Below are 17,664 nucleotides of genomic sequence, written 5' to 3'. Positions count from 1 at the left end.
TTCAGCCGGATCCGCCTCGAGCAGATCCGTGCGCCGTGCCGACAGCCGGTAGGACCGTTGCTTTCGTAGCGATGACGAGAGGCAGAGCAGCCGTGAACGATCCGATCGATGTCCCGTCCGCCGCCGACGGCCGGCGGTGGCCCGGAGATGCCGTGGCCGCGGTCAGCGTGACGATGGACAACATGGGCGAGGCCTACGAGCTCGAATCCAACTTGTGGCCGTCCGGAATGCCCATCGGGAACCACTTCTCCGTTTTCCGTTCTTTGCCTCCCATGCTGGAGATCCTGCAGTCCTACAACGTGCAGGTCACCTACTTCGTCGAGGCCTGGAACACGGACGTCTACCCCGACACGATCAAAGATGTGGCCGCGCGCGGCCACGAGATCGGCCTTCACGGCTTCCGCCACGAGGCCTGGGCCGCCCTCGACCCGGAGCGCGAGGAGGAGCTGCTCGACGTCTCCGTCCGACGCTTCCGAGAGCTCGGTATCAACATCCGGGGCTTTCGACCCCCGGGCGGCGGCCTGAACACCGGCACCCGGGAACTTCTCGCCGGTCACGGGATCGACTACACCTCCCCGGCGGGAGAGCACGTGGTCGCGGCCGACGACCACGTATTCCTACCGTTCCGGTGGAGATGGATCGACGCCTACTGCTATTTCGAGCCGCTCGAGGAGATGCGCAAGGCGGACGGCCGTCCGCCCGGGCTCATCGACCCCCAGGGGTTCGAGGAGATCATGGAAGCCTGCATCGGCGAGGTCATCGAGTCGGGTGGTTACGCGTCCCTGTTGTTCCATCCGTTCCTGCACGACGACGCCGACCGGCTCGCGGCGATGCGCAGGATCGTCGAACGAATCTCGACGGACTCCCGACTGTGGTGTGCTCCGTGCGGCGAGGTAGCCGAGTGGGTACGCGGCAGGCCTGGGATGTTCGACGAGGACCCGGGCCTGACCACACAGAGTTGGATGCGATGACGCCGCTCGACCATCCGCGCCGCGCGCCGGCGGCGCGGGCAACTGCGGGCGCTGGCGGCCGGGTCAGTGCCCGGCCTCAGGGGCCTACGACCCCGGCCCCGGTCGGAGCTCTGTTCGGGAGCGCTGCGCTCCGGTGACGCGACCGCAGGCAGTCCGCACGTGACCGGAAGATCCTGACGGTCTGGGCGTCGCCCTGCCCCGTGCCCTCGTACAGCCGGTGCGCAGACGACGACCGGATGGTCGTGGTCGGGCTGCGCGGCGACGATCAGGTCGCGGCGGCCGTTCCGGCAGGAGCCGTCCCGGGTTGATCCCCGAACGGCGGGGTCGGGGCTCACGTAGTAGCAGCTCAGAGCGTCGTCGCTCTGGCCTGTTGCTCGTTCCGGGGCCTTCTCCCGCCGCCCGACGTGCCGAAGCGGACAGTCGCGCTGGTCCGCCGGGCAGGTCCGAGCAGGTAGACTTAACGCGTTGGTAACTTTGCCGACCCTCAGGGCAGACCGATCGCTGATCGTTGGGCCCACCGGCCCGGCCACGAACTGTCGCCTCCTCTGAGACTTCTCAGAGGATGTCCATGTCGTCGCTCTTCAGCCCCGCGTTCCCGTTCGCCCTGCCCACCGGATCCACCGCCGTCGTCTACTGCGAGGCCCAGTTCGGTGAGCAGGACGGGAAGACCGCGAACGGCCTGGTCCGGCACTCGGAGAAGTACGAGGTCCTCAGCGTCATCGACAGCGTCCGGGCCGGCGTCGACTCCGGGCAGTTCCTCGACGGCACCGCGAACGGTATCCCGGTGCTGGCCTCGCTCGCGGAGTCCGTCGCGCACGCCGGACGGGTGCCCGACTACCTGATCTGCGGGCTGGCCCCCGCCGACGGCCTGCTGTCGGACGAGCAGCGGATCGTGCTGCTCGACGGCATCGCCCGCGGCATGCACATCGTCAACGGGCTGCACGAGTTCCTCAACGACGACGCCGAGTTCGTGGCGGCGGCGGTGATCGCCGGCGTCACCATCACCGACGTCCGCAAGCCGAAGGCGAAGCGCGACCTGCACCTGTTCTCCGGCCGGATCTTCGACGTGACGTGCCCGCGGATCGCGATCCTGGGCACCGACGGGGCGATCGGCAAGCGCACCACCGCCACGCTGCTGGTCCAGGCGCTGAACGCGCGCGGGATCAGGGCGGTCATGGTCGGCACCGGGCAGACCACCCTGATCCAGGGCGGGAAGTACGGCGTCGCGCTGGACGCGCTGGTCCCCCAGTTCTGCTCGGGCGAGGTCGAGCACCAGGTCGTCGCCGCGTTCGAGGGCGAGGACCCCGACGTGATCGTCGTCGAGGGCCAGGGCGCGCTCAGCCATCCCGCGTACCTGACCTCCGCGCACATCCTGCGCGGCAGCCGCCCGGCGGGGGTGATCGTGCAGCACGCGCCGAAGCGCCGGGTGCTCGGCGACTTCCCGATGATGCCGATGCCGACGGCGGCGAGCGAGATCGCCCTGATCGAGGCGTTCGCCGACACGCGCGTCATCGGGGTCACGATCAACCACGAGGAGATGACCGAGGTCGAGCTGACCGACGCGATCTCGGACCACCGTGCACGTCTCGGCCTCCCGGTCACCGACCCGCTGACCCGGCCGGCGTCGGAGCTCGTGGACATGGTGCTCGCAGCCTTCCCGGCCCTCGCGACGACGGCCGATACGACCACATCCGTGTGACCGCTCCCCGCATCGAGGCGGATCTCGACAAGGTCGAGCAGAACACCCGGATCCTGGTCGACCGGCTCGCCGTCGCGGGCATCAGGGTCACCGGCGTCACGAAGGCCGTGCTGGGCTCGCCTGCGGTCGCGGCGGCGATGCTCCGCGGCGGTGCCTGCGGGCTCGGCGACTCCCGGGTGCCGAACCTCGCCCGGCTGGCCGGGCTGGGCACGTCGCGCACGTTGATCCGCTCCCCCATGCTCAGCCAGGTGGGGCGGGTCGTCCTGGTCTCCGACATCAGTCTGAACACCGAGGCCGTCGTGCTGGCGGCACTCGACCGTGCGGCGTTCCGGGAGCGGCGGACGCACGGGATCATCCTCATGATCGAGCTGGGCGACCTCCGCGAGGGCATCGCCGTCGCCGACGTCCCCGAGGCCGTGCGCGCGGTCCTCGGCCATCCGTCGCTGCGGCTCGTCGGGCTCGGCGGGAACCTCGCCTGCCAGAACGGCGTGGTGCCCGACGACCGGAACATGGGTGTCCTCTCCGGCCTCGTCGACGCCACGGAGGGCCTGCACGGGATCACCCTCGACGTCGTGTCCGGCGGCAACTCGGCGAACCTCGACTGGGCCTTCGGCAGCCACGACGTCGGCCGGGTCGACCAGCTCCGGCTCGGCGAGGCCATCCTCCTCGGCGTCGATCCCCTGTACCGGACCCCGATCGTCGGACTGCACACCGACGCCTTCACCCTGACCGCCGAGGTCATCGAGGTCGCGGTCAAACCGGTCCGGCCGTGGGGGGACCGGGCGCAGGCGGCCTTCGGCGAGGCGCCGGTCCGCACCGGCGCCGGCACCGTCCGCCAGGCGATCCTGGCCCTCGGCCACCAGGACGTGGCACTCGACGGCCTGCGCCCGCCCGCGGGCATCACGGTCCTCGGGATGAGCAGCGACCACCTGGTCGTCGACCTCGGCGACCACGCCGTCGCGGTCGGGGACGAGATCGACTTCGGGGTCGACTACGGCGCGCTCCTGCGGGCGATGACGTCGCCGTTCGTCACCACGATCGAGCAGCGTGGGCCTGCCACCGCGCGGACGATGCGCCAGCGCGGCGGCCACGACGACGCCGAGCCGGGCCCGCGCACGGGCACCGGCATCCGGTGAGACACGTCGCCTCCTTCGTCGACGCAGACACCGACCGCACCCCACCGCCTGCTGACGGACCGCGTGTCAGTGCAGGTCAAGGCCGGGGAGCGGGCGTGCCGCCGATCACCGGCGCGCTGCGGCCGTAGAGGTAGCTCGCGGCGTCGAAACGCCGCAGCCGGCGCCGTAGCTCCGTGGTCGTCCCCGGCCAGTTCGTGGTGTTGCGGCCGCGCCGGTCGAGGTACCACGCCCGGCAGCCCGTCGCCCACACCGTGTCGACGAGCCGTCGACGGACCTCCCGCTCCCCGGCACGCGCCACCGCCGGGTGCACCTCCACCCGGTCGGCCCCACGGTCGCGGGCGGCCGTGAGCGCGGCCGCGACGTGGGCGACCTGGGCCTCGAGCACGGTCACCGAGGACGTCTGGACGTTCGAGTTGGGGCCGGCGAGCAGGAAGAGGTTGGGCGTGCCCGCCACGGCCGTCCCGAGGTGCGCACGGGCGCCGGTGGCCGCGAAGCGCTCGGCCAGCGACGCACCGTCGGACCCGTGCAGCAGCCGGTAGATCGGCGGTTCCGCGGCGTGGAACCCGGTGGCCAGGATCAGCGTGTCGACCCGGTGCTCCCGACCGTCGCCGTCGACGACCGAACCCGGCCGGACCTCGCGTACGTCACCGGCGACCGCGACGTTGCGCCGGATCAGGGTGGGGTACCAGGTGTTGGACCGCAGCAGGCGCCGGCAGCCGATGTCCTCCGCGGGCAGCAGCCGGGCCCGCAGGGCCGGGTCGGTGACGGAGCGCCGCAGGTTGTGCTGGGCGAGCCAGGTCAGCGCAGGGCGCAACCACCGCTGCCGGACCCCGAGAGCGACCGCCTCGGCCGCGAGGTAGACACCCAGCCGCACCATCCGCTGGGCGGGCGGGAACCGGCGGAACAGCCGGCGCTCGACGCCCGTGACGGACCGGTCGAACCGCGGCAGCACCCACTGGGCACTGCGTTGCAGCAGCACCAGCCGGCGGACCTGCGGGGCGATCCGCGGGACGAACTGCAGCGCCGAGGCCCCGCTCCCGACGACGGCCACCCGGCGGCCGCGCAGGTCGTGGTCGTGGTCCCAGCGGGAGCTGTGGAAGACCGTGCCGCGGAAGGTGTCGAGGCCGGGGAGGTCCGGCCAGGCCGGCTCGTGCAGCGTCCCGCCCGCGGCCACCAGCCACCGCGCGGAGACCGGGCCCGTGGAGGTCTGCAGCAGCCACCGGCGGCTGCGCTCGTCCCAGTCGCCGCGCAGCAGCCGGGTGCCGAAGCGGATGCTGGGGGTCGCGGAGAACCGGTCCGCGGTGCGGCGCAGGTAGTCGAGGATCTCGGCCTGCCCGGCGTAGCGGGCACTCCACTCGGGGTTGGGGGCGAACGAGTAGGAGTAGAGCGCCGACGGGACGTCGCAACCCGCGCCCGGATAGGAGTTGTCGCGCCACGTCCCGCCGATCGCGTCGGCCTGCTCGAGGACCAGGACGTCGTGGCCCTGCTCGCGCAACCGGATCAGTGCGGCGAGCCCGCCGAACCCGGAGCCGACGACGACGACCTCGCGCTGCTCGACGCGCGGACCACGGCTACCGACGGTCACGCCGCCACTCGGGTGCCGGGCCCGCGGACCACAGCACGAACAGCGAGGCGGCCAGCAGGGTCGGGGCCAGGGTCAGCGAGGCGGTGTTGCCGCCGACGATCCCGCCGCCGACCACCGCCCCGGCCATGACGAGCGCCAGCACCGCCGCGACCACCCGGATGCCGATCCCGGCCACGAGTGCCAGCCCGCCGAGCACCTCGACCAGGCCGGTCCCGTAGACGAGCAGGCTCGACTCGGGCAGGCCGTAGGTGCCGAAGTCGGCGACCCAGCGGGCGTGGTCGGTGAACTTCGGGACACCGAACACCACGAACAGGATTCCTGCGACCACCCGCACGACCGCGGCCGGCCGCGGCATCCGGTGGTGCAGACCGGTGCGGAGCACCTGGTCCATCACGCCGGTCATCACGCCCCCAGTGTCGGTTATGTCGGACATCCTCGCGACTCGCGGGTGCAGGGCCGGTGAGCGAGGCGCCCCGCGGTCAGCGCAGGCGGGCCGTGGTGATCCAGGCCCGCGAGTCGAAGGCCACGCCGCCGTCGGTGGCGTGGGCCGCGAGGACGGCGCGGAGCCGGGTCCGAGCCTGCTCGGCCGCGGGGGCGTCGAGATCGGCGAGCAGCTCCGCGTACCCCGGCAGGCGGAACACGTTGTCGAAGGCGGCGGCGGGGTCCGGGCCGTAGTGGACGGGCTCGTGCACGTCGGTGAATCCGACGTCGGTGAACCCGGCCGCCACCAGGAGGTCCTCGGTGACGGCCGGGTCGGCGAGGGAGAACGCGTCCGGGCCGCGCGGGACGGCCGGTGAGTCGGTGAGGGCCCCGCGGATCACGGAGGCCCACTCGTTGCGGTCGCGCTCCTGCCAGACCAGCAGCACCAGGCGTCCCCCCGGGCGCAGGGCGCGCCCGATGTTGGTGAACGCCGCGACGGGGTCGGCGAAGAACATCGTCCCGAACCGGCTGATGCAGAGGTCGAAGTGAGCCGCGGGGAACGGGTGGACCTGGGCGTCCGCCTGCTCGTAGGTGACGTTGGACAGTCCCTCGTTCGCGCTGAGCGCGCGGGCCTGTTCCAGCATCGGCGCGGACAGGTCCACGCCCACCGCGCTCCCGGAGGCCGCGGCGCGGGCGGCCTCCCGGGTGGTCCGGCCCGTGCCGCAGCCGACGTCGAGCACGCGGTCGCGCGGGCCGACGCGGGCCGCGGCGCGGAAGTGGACGTTGTGTCGACGCAGTTCCGCGTCGTAGTCGAACAGGCGATGAGGGTGCACCTCCCCACCGGAGCACCCCTCGGGCCGGGCTGTCCAGGTCCGCGTCGTGGACGGGCAGCGCCACCTGGACGCGATCAGCGGCCGAGGAGGGCCCGCACCCGTTCGGGGTCCGGTCCTTCCGGCCCGATCACCACCACGACGTCGTCGAATCCGGCCTCCGCGTAGCGGTGCAGCGCCTCGCCGGTGGGCCCGAGGTCGGCGTCCGAGTCGACCGGGACGGCGCACACGATCGCCCGCCCGCCGCCGGCGGCCCGGAACCGCCCGTGGGCGGCGACGATCTGGTCGGGGGTGGTGCGGTAGCCCGAGGCCAGCCAGCCGTCGAACTCGCGCGCGGCCCGCTCCACGTTCTTCCCCCACGACCCGAGCAGCAACGGGGGGACCCCGGCCGGGGCGGGGCCGAGGTCGGCGCGAGCGTCGCGGCCGTGGGTGATCAGCTCCCGGACCCGCGGCAGGTTCTCCCGGAAGGTGTGGAAGCGCGCGGCGTGGTCGCGGTCCAGGGTGGCGAAGTCGATCTCCGTCGACCCGGGGCTGACGCCGAGGGTCAGCCGGTCGCCGCACACCGCCATCAGCGAGAGGACCTTGTGCGCGAGGTCGGCGGGATGGTGCAGCGGGATCTGCACGGTCGCCGTGCCGACCTCGACGCCCTCGGTGGCCGTGGCCGCCACCGCCAGCGTGACGAACGGGTCCGGGACGAGGTACCCGCGCCCGATCACCTGGTGGATCCACAGGCTCTCGAACCCGGCACCCACCAGGCGCTTCGCCCACTCCGCGGTGGGCGGGGGCGGGCCAGGGGCCAGGTGGGCGAGCGCCGCGCCCAGCCTCACGCGCCGCCGTTCCTCTCCTGCGCGAACCGCGCGAACCAGCGCAGCGCGTCGGGGTCGTCGACGGAGGCGATGTTCGCCGCCTTCTCCAGGGGCCGGCCCGTCATCAGCTTCTTGATCGGGACCTCCAACCGCTTGCCGCTCAGGGTGTGCGGCACCGCGGGCGCCTCGACGATCTCGTCCGGCACGTGCCGGGCCGTCAGGCGCGTGCGCAGCGTGGTGACGATCTTCTTCTTCAGCTCGTCGTCGAGCGCCTGCCCCTTCGCCGGGACCACGAACAGCCCCAGCCAGTACCGGTCGTCGGGCAGGTCGACGCCCACCACGAGGGTCTCGGTGATCTCGGGCATCGTCTCGAGGACGTCGTAGAAGTCGCTGCTGCCCAGCCGCACGCCCTGCCTGTTGAGCGTGGAGTCCGAGCGGCCGTGGATGGAGACGCTGCCGTCGGCGTGCATCGTGACCCAGTCGCCGTGCCGCCACACGCCGGGCCAGGTGTCGAAGTAGGACTCGGTGTAGCGGACGGCGCCGGGGTCGTTCCACAGGTGCACCGGCATCGACGGCATCGGCTGGGTGATCACGAGGTCCCCCACCGCGTCGACGACCGGGTGGCCGTCCTCGTCCCAGGCCGCGCAGTCGACGCCCGCGAGCGAACCGCCGATGCGCCCGGCCCGGACCGGGGTGTACTCGTTGGCCCCGACGAACGCTCCGGAGATGTCGGTGCCGCCGCTGGTCGAGTCGATCCGCAGATCGGGGCTGACGTTCTCGAGGACCCAGTGGTAGCCGGCCGGGGGCAGGGCCGATCCGCTGACCATGACGTGCCGCAGCCTGCCCAGGTCGTGGTCGGAGTTCGGGCGGATGTCCGTGTTGGCCGAGGCGGTGATCACCGCGGCACCGAGCAGCATGACGTCGGCCTCCGTGCGGGCCGCGACCTCCCACACCGCGCCCACCGGGAAGCCGGGGCTGCCCTCGTACAGCACGATCGCGGCACCGTGCATGAGCGTGTTGATCTGCATGTTCCACAGCGCCCAGCCGGTCGAGGTGAAGGCGAACATCCGCTCCCCCGGCCGCATCCCGGCGTAGAGGCCGGCCCACTTCAGCCCCTCGAGGGTGATCCCACCGTGGCCGTGCACCAGGCCCTTGGGCAGGCCGGTCGTGCCGGAGGTGAACAGCACCCACAGCGGATGGGAGAACTCGACCTGCTCGAACTCCGGCGGCGCGTCGACGGCGAGCAGCTCGTCCCAGGCCGTCGACCCGTCGGGATCGGGCCGGTCGAACACGTACGGGACGTGGACGACGTGCCGCACCGTCGGCAGGTTCTCGCGCAGCTGCGCGACGACGTCGCCGCGGTCGATCTCCTTGCCGTTCCAGTGGTAGCCGTCCGTCGCGATGAGCACGGTGGGCTCGAGCTGCGCGAGGCGGCCGATGGTGCCGTCGGCGCCGAAGTCCGGGGAGCAGCACGCCCACACCGCGCCGACCGCGGCGGCGGCCAGCGAGCCGATCACGGCGTGCTCGGTGTTGGGTAGATAGGCCCCGACCCGGTCACCGGGCCGCACCCCCGCCCGGCGCAGCCAGCCGGCGACCGCCGCGACAGACCGGCGCAGCTCGCCGAAGGTGACCTCCCGGGCGGCCCCGCCCCCCTCCTGGACGCACACCAGCGCCGGGGCGTCGTCGGCTCCGGTGCGCAGAGCGCGCTGCGCCCAGTTCAGCCGCGCGCCGGTGAACCAGCGGGTGTGCGGCATCGGATCGGCGGTGCGCACCTGCGTCCAGGGCGCGGAGAGGTCGACGTCGTAGTAGTCGATCAGGGAGATCCAGAAGCGGTCCACGTCCTCGACCGACCAGGCGTGGAGGGCGTCGTGATCGGGGAACGGGCGCCCCTCCCGCTCCTCGAGCCAGTTCAGGTACGCGCGTAGCGCGGACTTCTCGATGCGGTCGGCCGTCGGGCTCCAGAGGACGGGGTCCATGCCTGGAACATAGGCCGGTACCGGGACAGCGGGTACCGCAGGAACGGGTCGTTGATCATCCGTTGAGATCCACATGAGATCCGGTTGATGTGGCCGCAGAACACTTACGGGCAAACCACCGGCACGACGGCAGCCGGGAACGCTCGACGACGAGACCCCGAGGAGTCCGACCGCATGAAGCTCGCCCTCTACCTCCCCAACTTCCGCGACGAGGTGACCGTCAAGGAACTCGAGGACCTCACGGCCCTCGCCGAGGACCTCGACTACGACTCCGTGTGGACGCTGGACCGCGTGTTCGTCCCGGAGCGGTCCGACCGCGCCGAGATGGACTACCCGTTCGGCATGATGGAGGGGCTCCCCAACGGCCTCCCGGTCATCTCGCGGGGCAAGTGGTTCCAGGGCTACCCGCTGCTGCCGTGGCTCGCCGCGAAGACCACCAAGATCCGCTTCGGCATGAGCATCACCAACACGCCGTTCCGCGGCTCGGCCGTCCTGGCCACCGAGCTCGCCACCATCGACCACCTCTCCGGCGGCCGCCTGAACGTGGGCGTCGGCTCCGGCTGGATGCCCGAGGAGTTCGCCGCCTCCGGTGTCGCGGACCTGTTCCCGCGTCGGCACGGCCACGTGCGCGAGACGCTGGAGATCATGAACGGCATCTGGAACAACGAGCTGTTCGAGTACAAGGGCGAGTTCGCCGACATCGAGCTCGGCGGCTTCGGCCACAAGCCGCTGCAGGAGAACCTGCCGATCTACTTCTCGGGCCTGAAGGACCCGAAGCGGTCGGCCAAGCGCATCGCCAAGTACGGCCTCAACGGCTGGATCGGCATCCAGGACTCGCCCGCGGACATCAAGCGGTGGAAGGGTGAGATGGAGCGCGAGCTCAACGAGCTCGGCAAGGGCTTCCCCGAGGACTTCCAGATGTGCTCGATGATCTGGACCGTCATCACCGACGAGCCGCTGGACCAGACCGACAACGGCAAGGTCACCAACCTGCTCGCGGGCACCGCCCAGCAGATCGAGGACCGGCTCAAGGCCTACAAGGAGGCCGGCATGACGATGCCGCTGCTGTGGCCGCCGTTCCGGGACGTCCCGACGTCCAAGACGATGGACGACATGAAGCGCCTGACCGAGGAGATCATGCCCAAGGTCAACGCCAGCTGAGCACCGGTCGTCCGAGCCCCCGTCCCGTGCGGGCGGGGGCTCGGTCGTGTCAGGAGCAGCCGTGGTCGCCGCAGGGATCCCGCGACCCGCACGGGCAGGACACCCGCGCGCGCTCGTGCAGGGCGGCGAGGGCCTGCGCGAGCGGGTCCGACGGGTCGCCGCGCAACCGGCCGGAGCGGGCGGCCTCCACCAGCAGGTCGTCGGCGAAGGCCTCCTCCGACTCGCACGGTCTCGCGGAACCGCGTGGCTCGTCGGTCACCGGTCACCGCCTCCCAGGGCCGGAGCGCGACACCCTCCTCGCCGCTCCCGCAGGAGCGCGCCGCCCGTCCGGCGGTCGGTGCACGCGATCGAGTGATCCCACGGTAACGCTGCGCTGCACACCCCGCAGGGCGGACGACTCCCCCGCCGGGCCCGCACGGGCTCCGCGCGGCTACGGTCGACCGATGAGTGATCCGAGCGGCCGCGTCGGCCGGTACGTCCGGATGGTCGCCCAGCCCGGGCAGGGGGCGGCCCTCGCCGACACCCTCCTGCGCGTCGCCGACGGGCTGCGCGACGCCCCGGGCTGCGAGCTGTACGTGATCAACGCCTCGCCCGACGAGGACGACACCGTCTGGGTCACCGAGGTGTGGGCCGACGAGGAGGCGTCGGACCGGGCACTGTCCGGCGAGCTCGGCGAGGTCGGCATCGGCGACGTCCTGGAACTGCTGGCCGGGCCGCCGGAACTGGTGGACCTCACCCCGCTCGGCGGTGCCGGCCTGCCGCGTTAGGCGGTGCCCTCGCTCTCCTTCTTGCGCGAGGCCTTGAGCGACCCCGGGTGGGCCTTCGCGGTGGGGTCGCCCTTGGTCCTGATCAGGCTCGCGACCGTGACGACGACCAGCACCACGAGGATCACGACCAGGCTGACCGGCGTGGAGATCTCCGGGACGGCCGGGTCGATGTCGACGTGGGCCCAGTGCAGGATCAGCTTCACGCCGATGAACGCGAGGATGAACGCGAGACCGGCGGAGAGGTACACCAGCCGGTCCAGCAGGCCCTTCACCAGGAAGAACAACGCGCGCAGGCCGAGCAGCGCGAACGCGTTGGCCGCGAAGACGATGTAGGCCTCCTCGGTCACGCCGAAGACCGCGGGGATCGAGTCGAGGGCGAAGAGCAGGTCGATGCTGCCGATCGCGATGAGCACGATGAACAGCGGCGTGACCATCCGCCTGCCGTCGACGCGGACGACGAGCCGCCCCTCGACGTACTCCTCGGTGACCGGCAGGAACCGCCGCGCGGCCTTGACCACGGCGTTGTCCTCGATGTCGGGGTCCTCGTCGCGGTGCCGGAACAGCTGCACGGCGGTGAAGATCAGCAGGAGCCCGAAGAGCAGGAACATGAACGAGAACAGCGACAGCAGCGTGGCACCCAGCGCGATGAAGATCGCCCGCATGATCAGCGCGAGCACGATGCCGAACGTCAGCACCTTGTGCTGGTGCTCCTCGGGCACCGCGAACGTCGTCATGATGATCACGAAGACGAACAGGTTGTCGACCGACAGGCTCTTCTCCACGATGTAGCCCGCGAAGTACTGCGTGCCGAAATCGGCGCCGTAGGTCGCCATGAACCAGAGACCGAACGCCACCGCGACCGCGATGTAGAACACCGACCACCCGGTGGCCTCGCGGAACCCGACCTTGTGCGGCCGGACCGCGGCCAGGACGAGGTCGAGTGCCAGCAGCCCGACGACCAGCCCGATCGTCAGAGCCCAGGTCAGCCCGGTGATCTCCAGCACGACACCCTCCATTACCGAGCCTTTACCCGATCGGAGAACCTACCGGTTCGCCGCGAAGACGCCATCCGGGAAGCAGCCCGCGGCGAGCAGTGCCCGCACCAGGACGCCGCCGATGTCGCCGAGCCGGGCCACGCCCTCGTGGCCGAGGTGCTCCCACGGTCCGGCGCCGAGCCGGTCGGTGTCGTTCTCGACGCCCTTCCGCAGTGCCTCGCCGCCCTCGGTGAGCGCGCCGTCCGCGGTGAGCAGGCCGCGCTCGGCGAGTCCGGCGGCGGCGTCGTCCCACTGCTCCTGCGACCAGCCCCGGCTGGCCATCGCGAACGGCGTGACGAACCCGCGACCGGTGGCGGTGTAGGTGACGAGCGCCTCCAGCCCGGACAGGCCGGCCCCGAGCAGCATCGCGATGTGCCCGTCGCCGCGGTGCTCGCGCAGGATGCTCAGCGCGTGCCAGAGCACGAGGTGCGGCACGGTGGGCCACTCCAGGTCCAGGTGCCCCGCCGCGAGCGGCCGCCCGTCGACGGTGCAGGACTCGGCGGCCCGGCGGGCCAGTGCGGCGGCCTCGGCCACCTCCAGCGAGCCGACGACCTCGTCGCCCAGCATCCGGCGCAGCGCGGCGTCGACGGCGGCGAACCGGGCCGCGACCAGCGCGTCCGGGCTCGCGAGCGTCCACGCGTCGGGGATGCTGCGGGCCACCAGCGTCGGGTTGAAGTTGTAGAAGGTGGCGGCGACGACACCCGCGGACACCGCGCCCATCGGCGCCGCACGCCCGGCGAAGTAGCTCATCCGGCCCGGCTTGAGACCGGCCGCGGTGAGCAGCTGCTCCGTCTCCGGCGCGAAGTAGATCATGGCGTGCAGAGGTTCGAGGGCTCGCGCGAGGCGGCCGGAGTCACGGGGGTCCACCGCCGGACCGTACCGGGGTGATCGTCAGGCGTGGAGATCGAGGGAACGGGGTAGTCCGCCGCCGACCACCCCGAACTCCCCAGGAGGAACCACACATGGCACTCGACGACAGCGACATCGGCACCACCACCGACACCGGCACCGAGGGCCCCGCCGACTCCGGCGCGGGCTCCGGTACCCCCGGGGTCTCCGACGGCGGCGCGGACGGCGGCGCCGACTCGGGCGCCGAGGGCCCGGCCGACTCCGGTGCCGGCGAGGGCACCCCCGGCCAGTCCGACGGCGGGGCCGACGGCGGCGCCGACTCGGGCGCCGAGGGCCCGGCCGACTCCGGTGCCGGTGCCGGCACCCCCGGCCAGTCCGACGGCGGCGCGGACGGCGGCGCCGACAGCGGTGCGTGAGATCGACCGCGCTCTCGACGCCGGGCGGCCCGTCGCGGGCCGGCCGGCGTCGGCGCTGCGGCGGGCGACCGGGCTCGACCCGGCCGCCTTCGCCGACGCGCACTGGGGTCGCGCGCCGCTGCTGACCCGCGGTGCCGACACGGAGTCCTTCCGCGACCTCCTCGACCTCGACGGCGTCGACGAACTCCTGTCGGTCCGCGGACTGCGCACACCGTTCCTGCGGCTGGCGCGCAACGGCTCGGTCGTCGGGTCGTCGTCGTTCACCGGGCCGGCGGGCGTCGGCGCGGAGATCTCGGACCAGGTGCGCGACGACCGCGTCGCCACCCTGTTCGCCGACGGCACCACCGTCGTCCTGCAGGCATTGCACCGCCTGTGGCCACCGGTGATCGACTTCGCGACGCGCCTCCGCGACGAGCTCGGACATCCCGTGCAGGCAAACGCCTACGTCACCCCGGCGTCCTCGCGCGGCTTCTGCGCGCACTACGACGTGCACGACGTGTTCGTGCTGCAGCTCGCCGGGCGCAAGCACTGGACGGTGCACGCCCCCGTCCACGACGACCCGCTGCGCGACCAGCCGTGGAGCGACCGGGCCGACGCCGTCGCCGCCCGCGCCCGCGACGACGAGCCGGTGATCGACACCGTGCTCGAGCCCGGTGACGCGATGTACCTGCCGCGGGGCTGGCTGCACGCCGCCACCGCGCTCGGCGAGGTGTCCGCGCACCTGACCGTCGGCGTGCACGTCATCACGAACTTCGCGCTGGTGGAGGCGCTGACGGCACTCGTGACCGGCGACCCTGCGCTGCGGGCGTCGCTCCCGCTCGGCCTCGACGTCGCCGATCCGGACGCCCTCGCCCCGCACGTCGACGCGGTGCGCGACGCACTCGTCGCCGCCCTGGGGCGGGTGCCCACCGCCGACGTCGCCCGTCGCGTCCGGGCGCGGGTGTGGAACGGGAACCGGCCCGAGCCGGTGCGGCCCGTCGCGGGTGCGGCCTTCGCCGACGGCCTCGCGACCGGTGATGCCGTCCGGTTGCGGGCGGGGCTGGGACACCGGGTCGTCGAGCGCGGCGGGAAGGTCGTCCTGGAACTCGCCGACCGCGAGATCACGCTGCCCGCCGTCACGGGTGCCGCGCTGTGCTCCGCGCTCGATGGCGCCACGCATCCGGTGGGTAGCCTGCCGGGTATGGACGAGGCCGACCAGATCGTGCTGGTCCGCCGGCTGCTCAAGGAGGGCGTGCTCGTCCCTGCCACCCCGGCATGACCCGCTGCGCCGATCTGGCCGGTGACGACGCCCGCGAGGGCACCGCGCCGCCCGGGGACCACTGGTTCCTCGTCGAGCACCCGGGGCCGTGGGGGCGGGTGGCGTTCGCGCAGTCCGGGTTCCCCCCGGCCGTCGTCGCGGCGATGGACGGATGGGTGCGCTCCGAGCGGGGCCGGGTGCTGCTGATCCGGCGTCCGGGACGGCGGGTCGGGACCGGGCCGCGGCGCTGGTTCCGCGTCGACTCGCGGCCGGGGCACGAATCGGTGCGGACGGGGACGGTCGCCGACGACACCGGGCTGATCGGCGCCCTGCACGGCGGGGGCTCGCTGCACGACGGCGCGCTGAACCTGGTCTGCGCGCACGGCCGCCACGACGCCTGCTGCGCGGTGCGCGGCCGTCCACTCGCCGCCGCACTGGCCGCCGCCGATCCGGAGGGCACCTGGGAGTGCTCGCACATCGGGGGCTGCCGCTTCGCCCCCGCGCTCGTGCTGCTCCCCCACGGGTTCGTCCTCGGCGGGATGGCCCCGTCCGAGGGCGTCGCGGCGGCGGCGGGCTACGCGGACGGGGTGATCGACCCCGGGTACCTGCGCGGCCGCTCCACCGACCCGCCGGCGGTGCAGGCCGCGCAGTGCCACGCGCGGCTGGTCACGGGCGAGCACGGCGTCGACGCGCTGCGGCTCGTCACGGTCGAGGCCCCCGAGCCCGGCCGGTGGCGGGTGGTGCTGGGCGATCCGGACGTCGTCGTGGAGCTGGCGGAGCACCGCGTCGACGCCGGACGGCCGCTGACCTGCGCCGCGACGGGCAACGGGTGGCTGCGGGAGTTCGACGTGCTCGGGACGACGTAGGTCGTCAGCCGAGCTCGGCGCGGACCGTCGCCACCGCCGCGGCGTCGAGCAGGTCGTGCTCCGCCGCGTGCTCGGCGATCTGGATGCTGTCGTCGACCGCTCGCATCGGGACCCCGAGTGCGGTGATCTCGGCGGCGAGGGCGTCGATCTCGTCGTTGCGGCCCAGGTCGAGGCCGGTGACGCGGCGGATGTAGATCGCGGCGACGCGGCCCGGGCACTCCCGCGCGATGTCGGCGTAGATCTCGGGGTCCTCCTGGCCGCTGTCGCCGATCAGCACGAGCCGCAGCTGCGGGTGCTCGTCGAGCAGGCGGCGCACCAGGGCCGGCTTGTGGGCCTGCGCGCCGATGCGGAACAACCCCGTGTGCGACGGGCCCCAGTCGGTGAGCAGCAGCGGACCCAGCGGGAACCCGCGCATCGAGACGAACTGCAGCAGCATCTCGTGCAGGTTCCACGGGCTCGTCGACACGTAGAACATCGGCCGCTCGGGCTTGCCGGGCTTCGTCACCAGCGCGCGGTACAGCGCGGCCGCGCCGGGCAGCGGGGTGCGCTCCTCGACGTCGGTGAGCAGTGTGGCCTTGAGGAAGTCCAGCCCGCGGGTGAGCCCGGTGTGCAGGATCGTGTCGTCGACGTCGCTGATCACGCCCACGTCGACGACCGGGTCGACGAGCAGCACGCGCGCCGTCGCCGTGGCGCCGTCGGGCCCGGACAGCGCGATCTCCAGCCAACCCGGCTCGACACCCGAGAGCTGCAGCTCGTGGTCGATGTAGCCGTCGCGGTTGGTGCGGACGACGACGTCGCCACCGGGGGCGTGGATCGTGACCTCCGCGCGCGGGACCTCGACGGTGAGGAAGCGCGCGAGGCTCACGCGCAGCGTCGCGCGGCGCGAGCGCGGCGAGGGCGTGGAGTCGCCGACCCTGACGGCGAGCGCCTGCGGTTCCACTGCGGCCCGGCGGCCCAGGACGAGCCGCGCCCCGACCCGTGCGCGGGCGGTGGTGCCGTGCCCGATGAACGGGATGATCACCGGGTGCCGGTGGCCGCCGAGCTTGGCCCCGGTCGCGATCCCCGCCTCGACGACGTCCTCCAGACGCAGTAGTGCGTAGGTGAACTGTCTGCGCCAACCCCGTGCCGTCACCCCGTCACCGTAACGGCCCCGGTTACGCTCGGTCCGTGCGAACCGTGCTCCTCGACCTCGACGGCACGCTCGTCGACTCCGCCGCGCTGATCACCGAGCACCTCTCCGCCGCGCTGCGCACGCTCGGGGTCGCCCGGATGCCGCACGAACTGCTCCCGCTCGTCGGCCCGCCGTTCGAGACGGCTCTGCCGGCCCTGGGCCTCACCGCGGAGCAGACCGCCACCGCGATCGCGGCGTACCGCGCCACCTACAACCCCGTCGCACCCACCGAGACGCCGCTCTACCCCGGCACCGTCGGGATCCTGGGGCGCCTGGGCGGGCTGCGGCTGGTCGTGGCCACGTCGAAGCCGGAGGAGGTGGCGCGCGGGATCGTCGAGGGCGTCGGGATCGGCGGGCACTTCGAGCTCGTCGCGGGCTCCGCCCAGCCGGTCGGACGCGTGGGCAAGGCCGCCGTCATCGGATCGGCACTCACCCGGCTGGGGCTCGACCCGGCGCGCGAGCCCGTCGTGATGGTCGGCGACCGCCACCACGACGTCGACGGGGCCGCGGAGTTCGGCATCCCGACCGTCGGCGTGGCGTGGGGCTACGCGCTGCCCGGCGAGCTGAGCGGGGCGGCGAAGATCGTCGCCGACGCCGACGCGCTGGTCGACGCCCTCACCGGCGACGCGCACTGGTCCTCTCGCCCCTGACCCGCGAGTCGCTCTTTCCCCGCCCGCGAGTCGCTGTTTTCCCGCCCGCGAGTCGCTGCTCTCGGGCCCACCGGCCCGCCCGACCGCCGG

At 72.9% G+C, this 17,664-nt stretch carries 18 protein-coding genes; 9 read left to right on the top strand and 9 right to left on the bottom strand.

The window, feature by feature from the left end; genetic code table 11:
- Positions 1–92 precede the first annotated feature (92 nt).
- The 3 genes from I4I81_RS30465 (at position 93) to I4I81_RS30455 (ending at position 3,806) form a co-directional block, all read left to right on the top strand.
- The gene (locus I4I81_RS30465) at positions 93–971 is read left to right on the top strand and encodes a polysaccharide deacetylase family protein (RefSeq protein WP_218601182.1); all 879 of its coding nucleotides are present in this window, start codon (positions 93–95) and stop codon (positions 969–971) included.
- Between the two features lie 568 nt (positions 972–1,539).
- Positions 1,540–2,670 (top strand): N-acetyltransferase DgcN family protein, encoded by a 1,131-nt coding sequence (locus I4I81_RS30460; protein WP_218601183.1) that lies wholly within the window; start codon positions 1,540–1,542, stop codon positions 2,668–2,670.
- Entirely contained in the window at positions 2,667–3,806 is a 1,140-nt protein-coding gene (locus I4I81_RS30455; protein WP_218601184.1) for an alanine/ornithine racemase family PLP-dependent enzyme, read from the top strand. Before I4I81_RS30460 ends, I4I81_RS30455 begins: the two co-directional genes overlap by 4 nt.
- Before the next feature lie 76 nt (positions 3,807–3,882).
- On the opposite strand, the gene I4I81_RS30450 is transcribed toward I4I81_RS30455, so the two are convergent.
- The 5 genes from I4I81_RS30450 to I4I81_RS30430 all read right to left on the bottom strand — a co-directional run bounded on the left by I4I81_RS30450 (position 3,883) and on the right by I4I81_RS30430 (position 9,423).
- Entirely contained in the window at positions 3,883–5,391 is a 1,509-nt protein-coding gene (locus I4I81_RS30450; RefSeq protein ID WP_218601185.1) for a flavin-containing monooxygenase, read from the bottom strand.
- The gene (locus I4I81_RS30445) at positions 5,378–5,794 is read right to left on the bottom strand and encodes a DoxX family protein (RefSeq protein WP_225926464.1); all 417 of its coding nucleotides are present in this window, start codon (positions 5,792–5,794) and stop codon (positions 5,378–5,380) included. The genes I4I81_RS30450 and I4I81_RS30445 overlap by 14 nt, the downstream gene beginning before the upstream one ends.
- A 76-nt stretch (positions 5,795–5,870) precedes the next feature.
- Entirely contained in the window at positions 5,871–6,644 is a 774-nt protein-coding gene (locus tag I4I81_RS30440; protein ID WP_218601187.1) for a class I SAM-dependent methyltransferase, read from the bottom strand.
- 74 nt (positions 6,645–6,718) lie between these two features.
- Positions 6,719–7,468 carry an LLM class flavin-dependent oxidoreductase gene (locus I4I81_RS30435; protein WP_218601188.1) on the bottom strand — a complete coding sequence of 250 codons (750 nt, stop codon included), beginning with the start codon at positions 7,466–7,468 and terminating at the stop codon, positions 6,719–6,721.
- The gene (locus tag I4I81_RS30430; RefSeq protein ID WP_218601189.1) at positions 7,465–9,423 is read right to left on the bottom strand and encodes an acetoacetate--CoA ligase; all 1,959 of its coding nucleotides are present in this window, start codon (positions 9,421–9,423) and stop codon (positions 7,465–7,467) included. The genes I4I81_RS30435 and I4I81_RS30430 overlap by 4 nt, the downstream gene beginning before the upstream one ends.
- A 174-nt stretch (positions 9,424–9,597) precedes the next feature.
- Between I4I81_RS30430 and I4I81_RS30425 the strand changes: the two genes are divergently transcribed.
- Positions 9,598–10,584: an LLM class flavin-dependent oxidoreductase gene (locus tag I4I81_RS30425; protein WP_218601190.1), complete on the top strand. Its 987-nt coding sequence runs from the start codon at positions 9,598–9,600 to the stop codon at positions 10,582–10,584.
- A gap of 49 nt (positions 10,585–10,633) precedes the next feature.
- Here I4I81_RS30425 and I4I81_RS30420 read toward each other — a convergent pair whose 3' ends face one another.
- Complete coding sequence (locus I4I81_RS30420; protein WP_218601191.1) at positions 10,634–10,843, bottom strand: hypothetical protein; 210 nt, start codon at positions 10,841–10,843, stop codon at positions 10,634–10,636.
- Between the two features lie 184 nt (positions 10,844–11,027).
- On the opposite strand from I4I81_RS30420, the gene I4I81_RS30415 reads away from it, so the two are divergent.
- Positions 11,028–11,351 (top strand): putative quinol monooxygenase, encoded by a 324-nt coding sequence (locus I4I81_RS30415; RefSeq protein ID WP_218601192.1) that lies wholly within the window; start codon positions 11,028–11,030, stop codon positions 11,349–11,351.
- Here I4I81_RS30415 and I4I81_RS30410 read toward each other — a convergent pair.
- Together I4I81_RS30410 and I4I81_RS30405 are read right to left on the bottom strand one after the other, a co-directional pair.
- Positions 11,348–12,355 (bottom strand): TerC/Alx family metal homeostasis membrane protein, encoded by a 1,008-nt coding sequence (locus tag I4I81_RS30410; protein WP_218601193.1) that lies wholly within the window; start codon positions 12,353–12,355, stop codon positions 11,348–11,350. The genes I4I81_RS30415 and I4I81_RS30410 overlap by 4 nt on opposite strands.
- Positions 12,356–12,394: 39 nt before the next feature.
- Positions 12,395–13,252 (bottom strand): SCO6745 family protein, encoded by an 858-nt coding sequence (locus I4I81_RS30405; RefSeq protein ID WP_372453521.1) that lies wholly within the window; start codon positions 13,250–13,252, stop codon positions 12,395–12,397.
- Between the two features lie 95 nt (positions 13,253–13,347).
- On the opposite strand from I4I81_RS30405, the gene I4I81_RS30400 reads away from it, so the two are divergent.
- Genes I4I81_RS30400 through I4I81_RS30390 form a run of 3 tightly spaced genes read left to right on the top strand, consistent with a single transcriptional unit; the run spans position 13,348 to position 15,753 of the window.
- Complete coding sequence (locus I4I81_RS30400) at positions 13,348–13,650, top strand: hypothetical protein (RefSeq protein WP_225924737.1); 303 nt, start codon at positions 13,348–13,350, stop codon at positions 13,648–13,650.
- Positions 13,643–14,908 (top strand): cupin domain-containing protein, encoded by a 1,266-nt coding sequence (locus I4I81_RS30395; protein WP_226363647.1) that lies wholly within the window; start codon positions 13,643–13,645, stop codon positions 14,906–14,908. The genes I4I81_RS30400 and I4I81_RS30395 overlap by 8 nt, the downstream gene beginning before the upstream one ends.
- On the top strand, positions 14,905–15,753 hold the full coding sequence (locus I4I81_RS30390; RefSeq protein WP_218601194.1) for a sucrase ferredoxin: 849 nt from the start codon (positions 14,905–14,907) through the stop codon (positions 15,751–15,753). Before I4I81_RS30395 ends, I4I81_RS30390 begins: the two co-directional genes overlap by 4 nt.
- A 4-nt stretch (positions 15,754–15,757) precedes the next feature.
- On the opposite strand, the gene I4I81_RS30385 is transcribed toward I4I81_RS30390, so the two are convergent.
- Positions 15,758–16,885, bottom strand: a complete 1,128-nt coding sequence (locus I4I81_RS30385) for an App1 family protein phosphatidate phosphatase (protein WP_218601195.1) — start codon at positions 16,883–16,885, stop codon at positions 15,758–15,760.
- 35 nt (positions 16,886–16,920) lie between these two features.
- On the opposite strand from I4I81_RS30385, the gene I4I81_RS30380 reads away from it, so the two are divergent.
- A complete protein-coding gene (locus tag I4I81_RS30380; RefSeq protein WP_218601196.1) occupies positions 16,921–17,574 on the top strand; it encodes an HAD hydrolase-like protein in 654 nt (217 codons plus the stop codon).
- The last annotated feature ends 90 nt before the right edge of the window (positions 17,575–17,664 follow it).

It is taken from the genome of Pseudonocardia abyssalis, assembly GCF_019263705.2.
GTDB lineage: Bacteria > Actinomycetota > Actinomycetes > Mycobacteriales > Pseudonocardiaceae > Pseudonocardia > Pseudonocardia abyssalis.
This window is presented reverse-complemented; position numbering and strand designations above follow the sequence as displayed.

What these genes read in the sequence shown, in the direction of transcription:
- I4I81_RS30460 (WP_218601183.1), top strand. Translation starts at nt 1,540, where the DNA reads ATGTCGTCGCTCTTCAGCCCCGCGTTCCCGTTCGCCCTGCCCACCGGA.
- I4I81_RS30445 (WP_225926464.1), bottom strand. Translation starts at nt 5,794, where the DNA reads ATGACCGGCGTGATGGACCAGGTGCTCCGCACCGGTCTGCACCACCGG.
- I4I81_RS30430 (WP_218601189.1), bottom strand. Translation starts at nt 9,423, where the DNA reads ATGGACCCCGTCCTCTGGAGCCCGACGGCCGACCGCATCGAGAAGTCC.
- I4I81_RS30425 (WP_218601190.1), top strand. Translation starts at nt 9,598, where the DNA reads ATGAAGCTCGCCCTCTACCTCCCCAACTTCCGCGACGAGGTGACCGTC.
- I4I81_RS30415 (WP_218601192.1), top strand. Translation starts at nt 11,028, where the DNA reads ATGAGTGATCCGAGCGGCCGCGTCGGCCGGTACGTCCGGATGGTCGCC.
- I4I81_RS30400 (WP_225924737.1), top strand. Translation starts at nt 13,348, where the DNA reads ATGGCACTCGACGACAGCGACATCGGCACCACCACCGACACCGGCACC.
- I4I81_RS30390 (WP_218601194.1), top strand. Translation starts at nt 14,905, where the DNA reads ATGACCCGCTGCGCCGATCTGGCCGGTGACGACGCCCGCGAGGGCACC.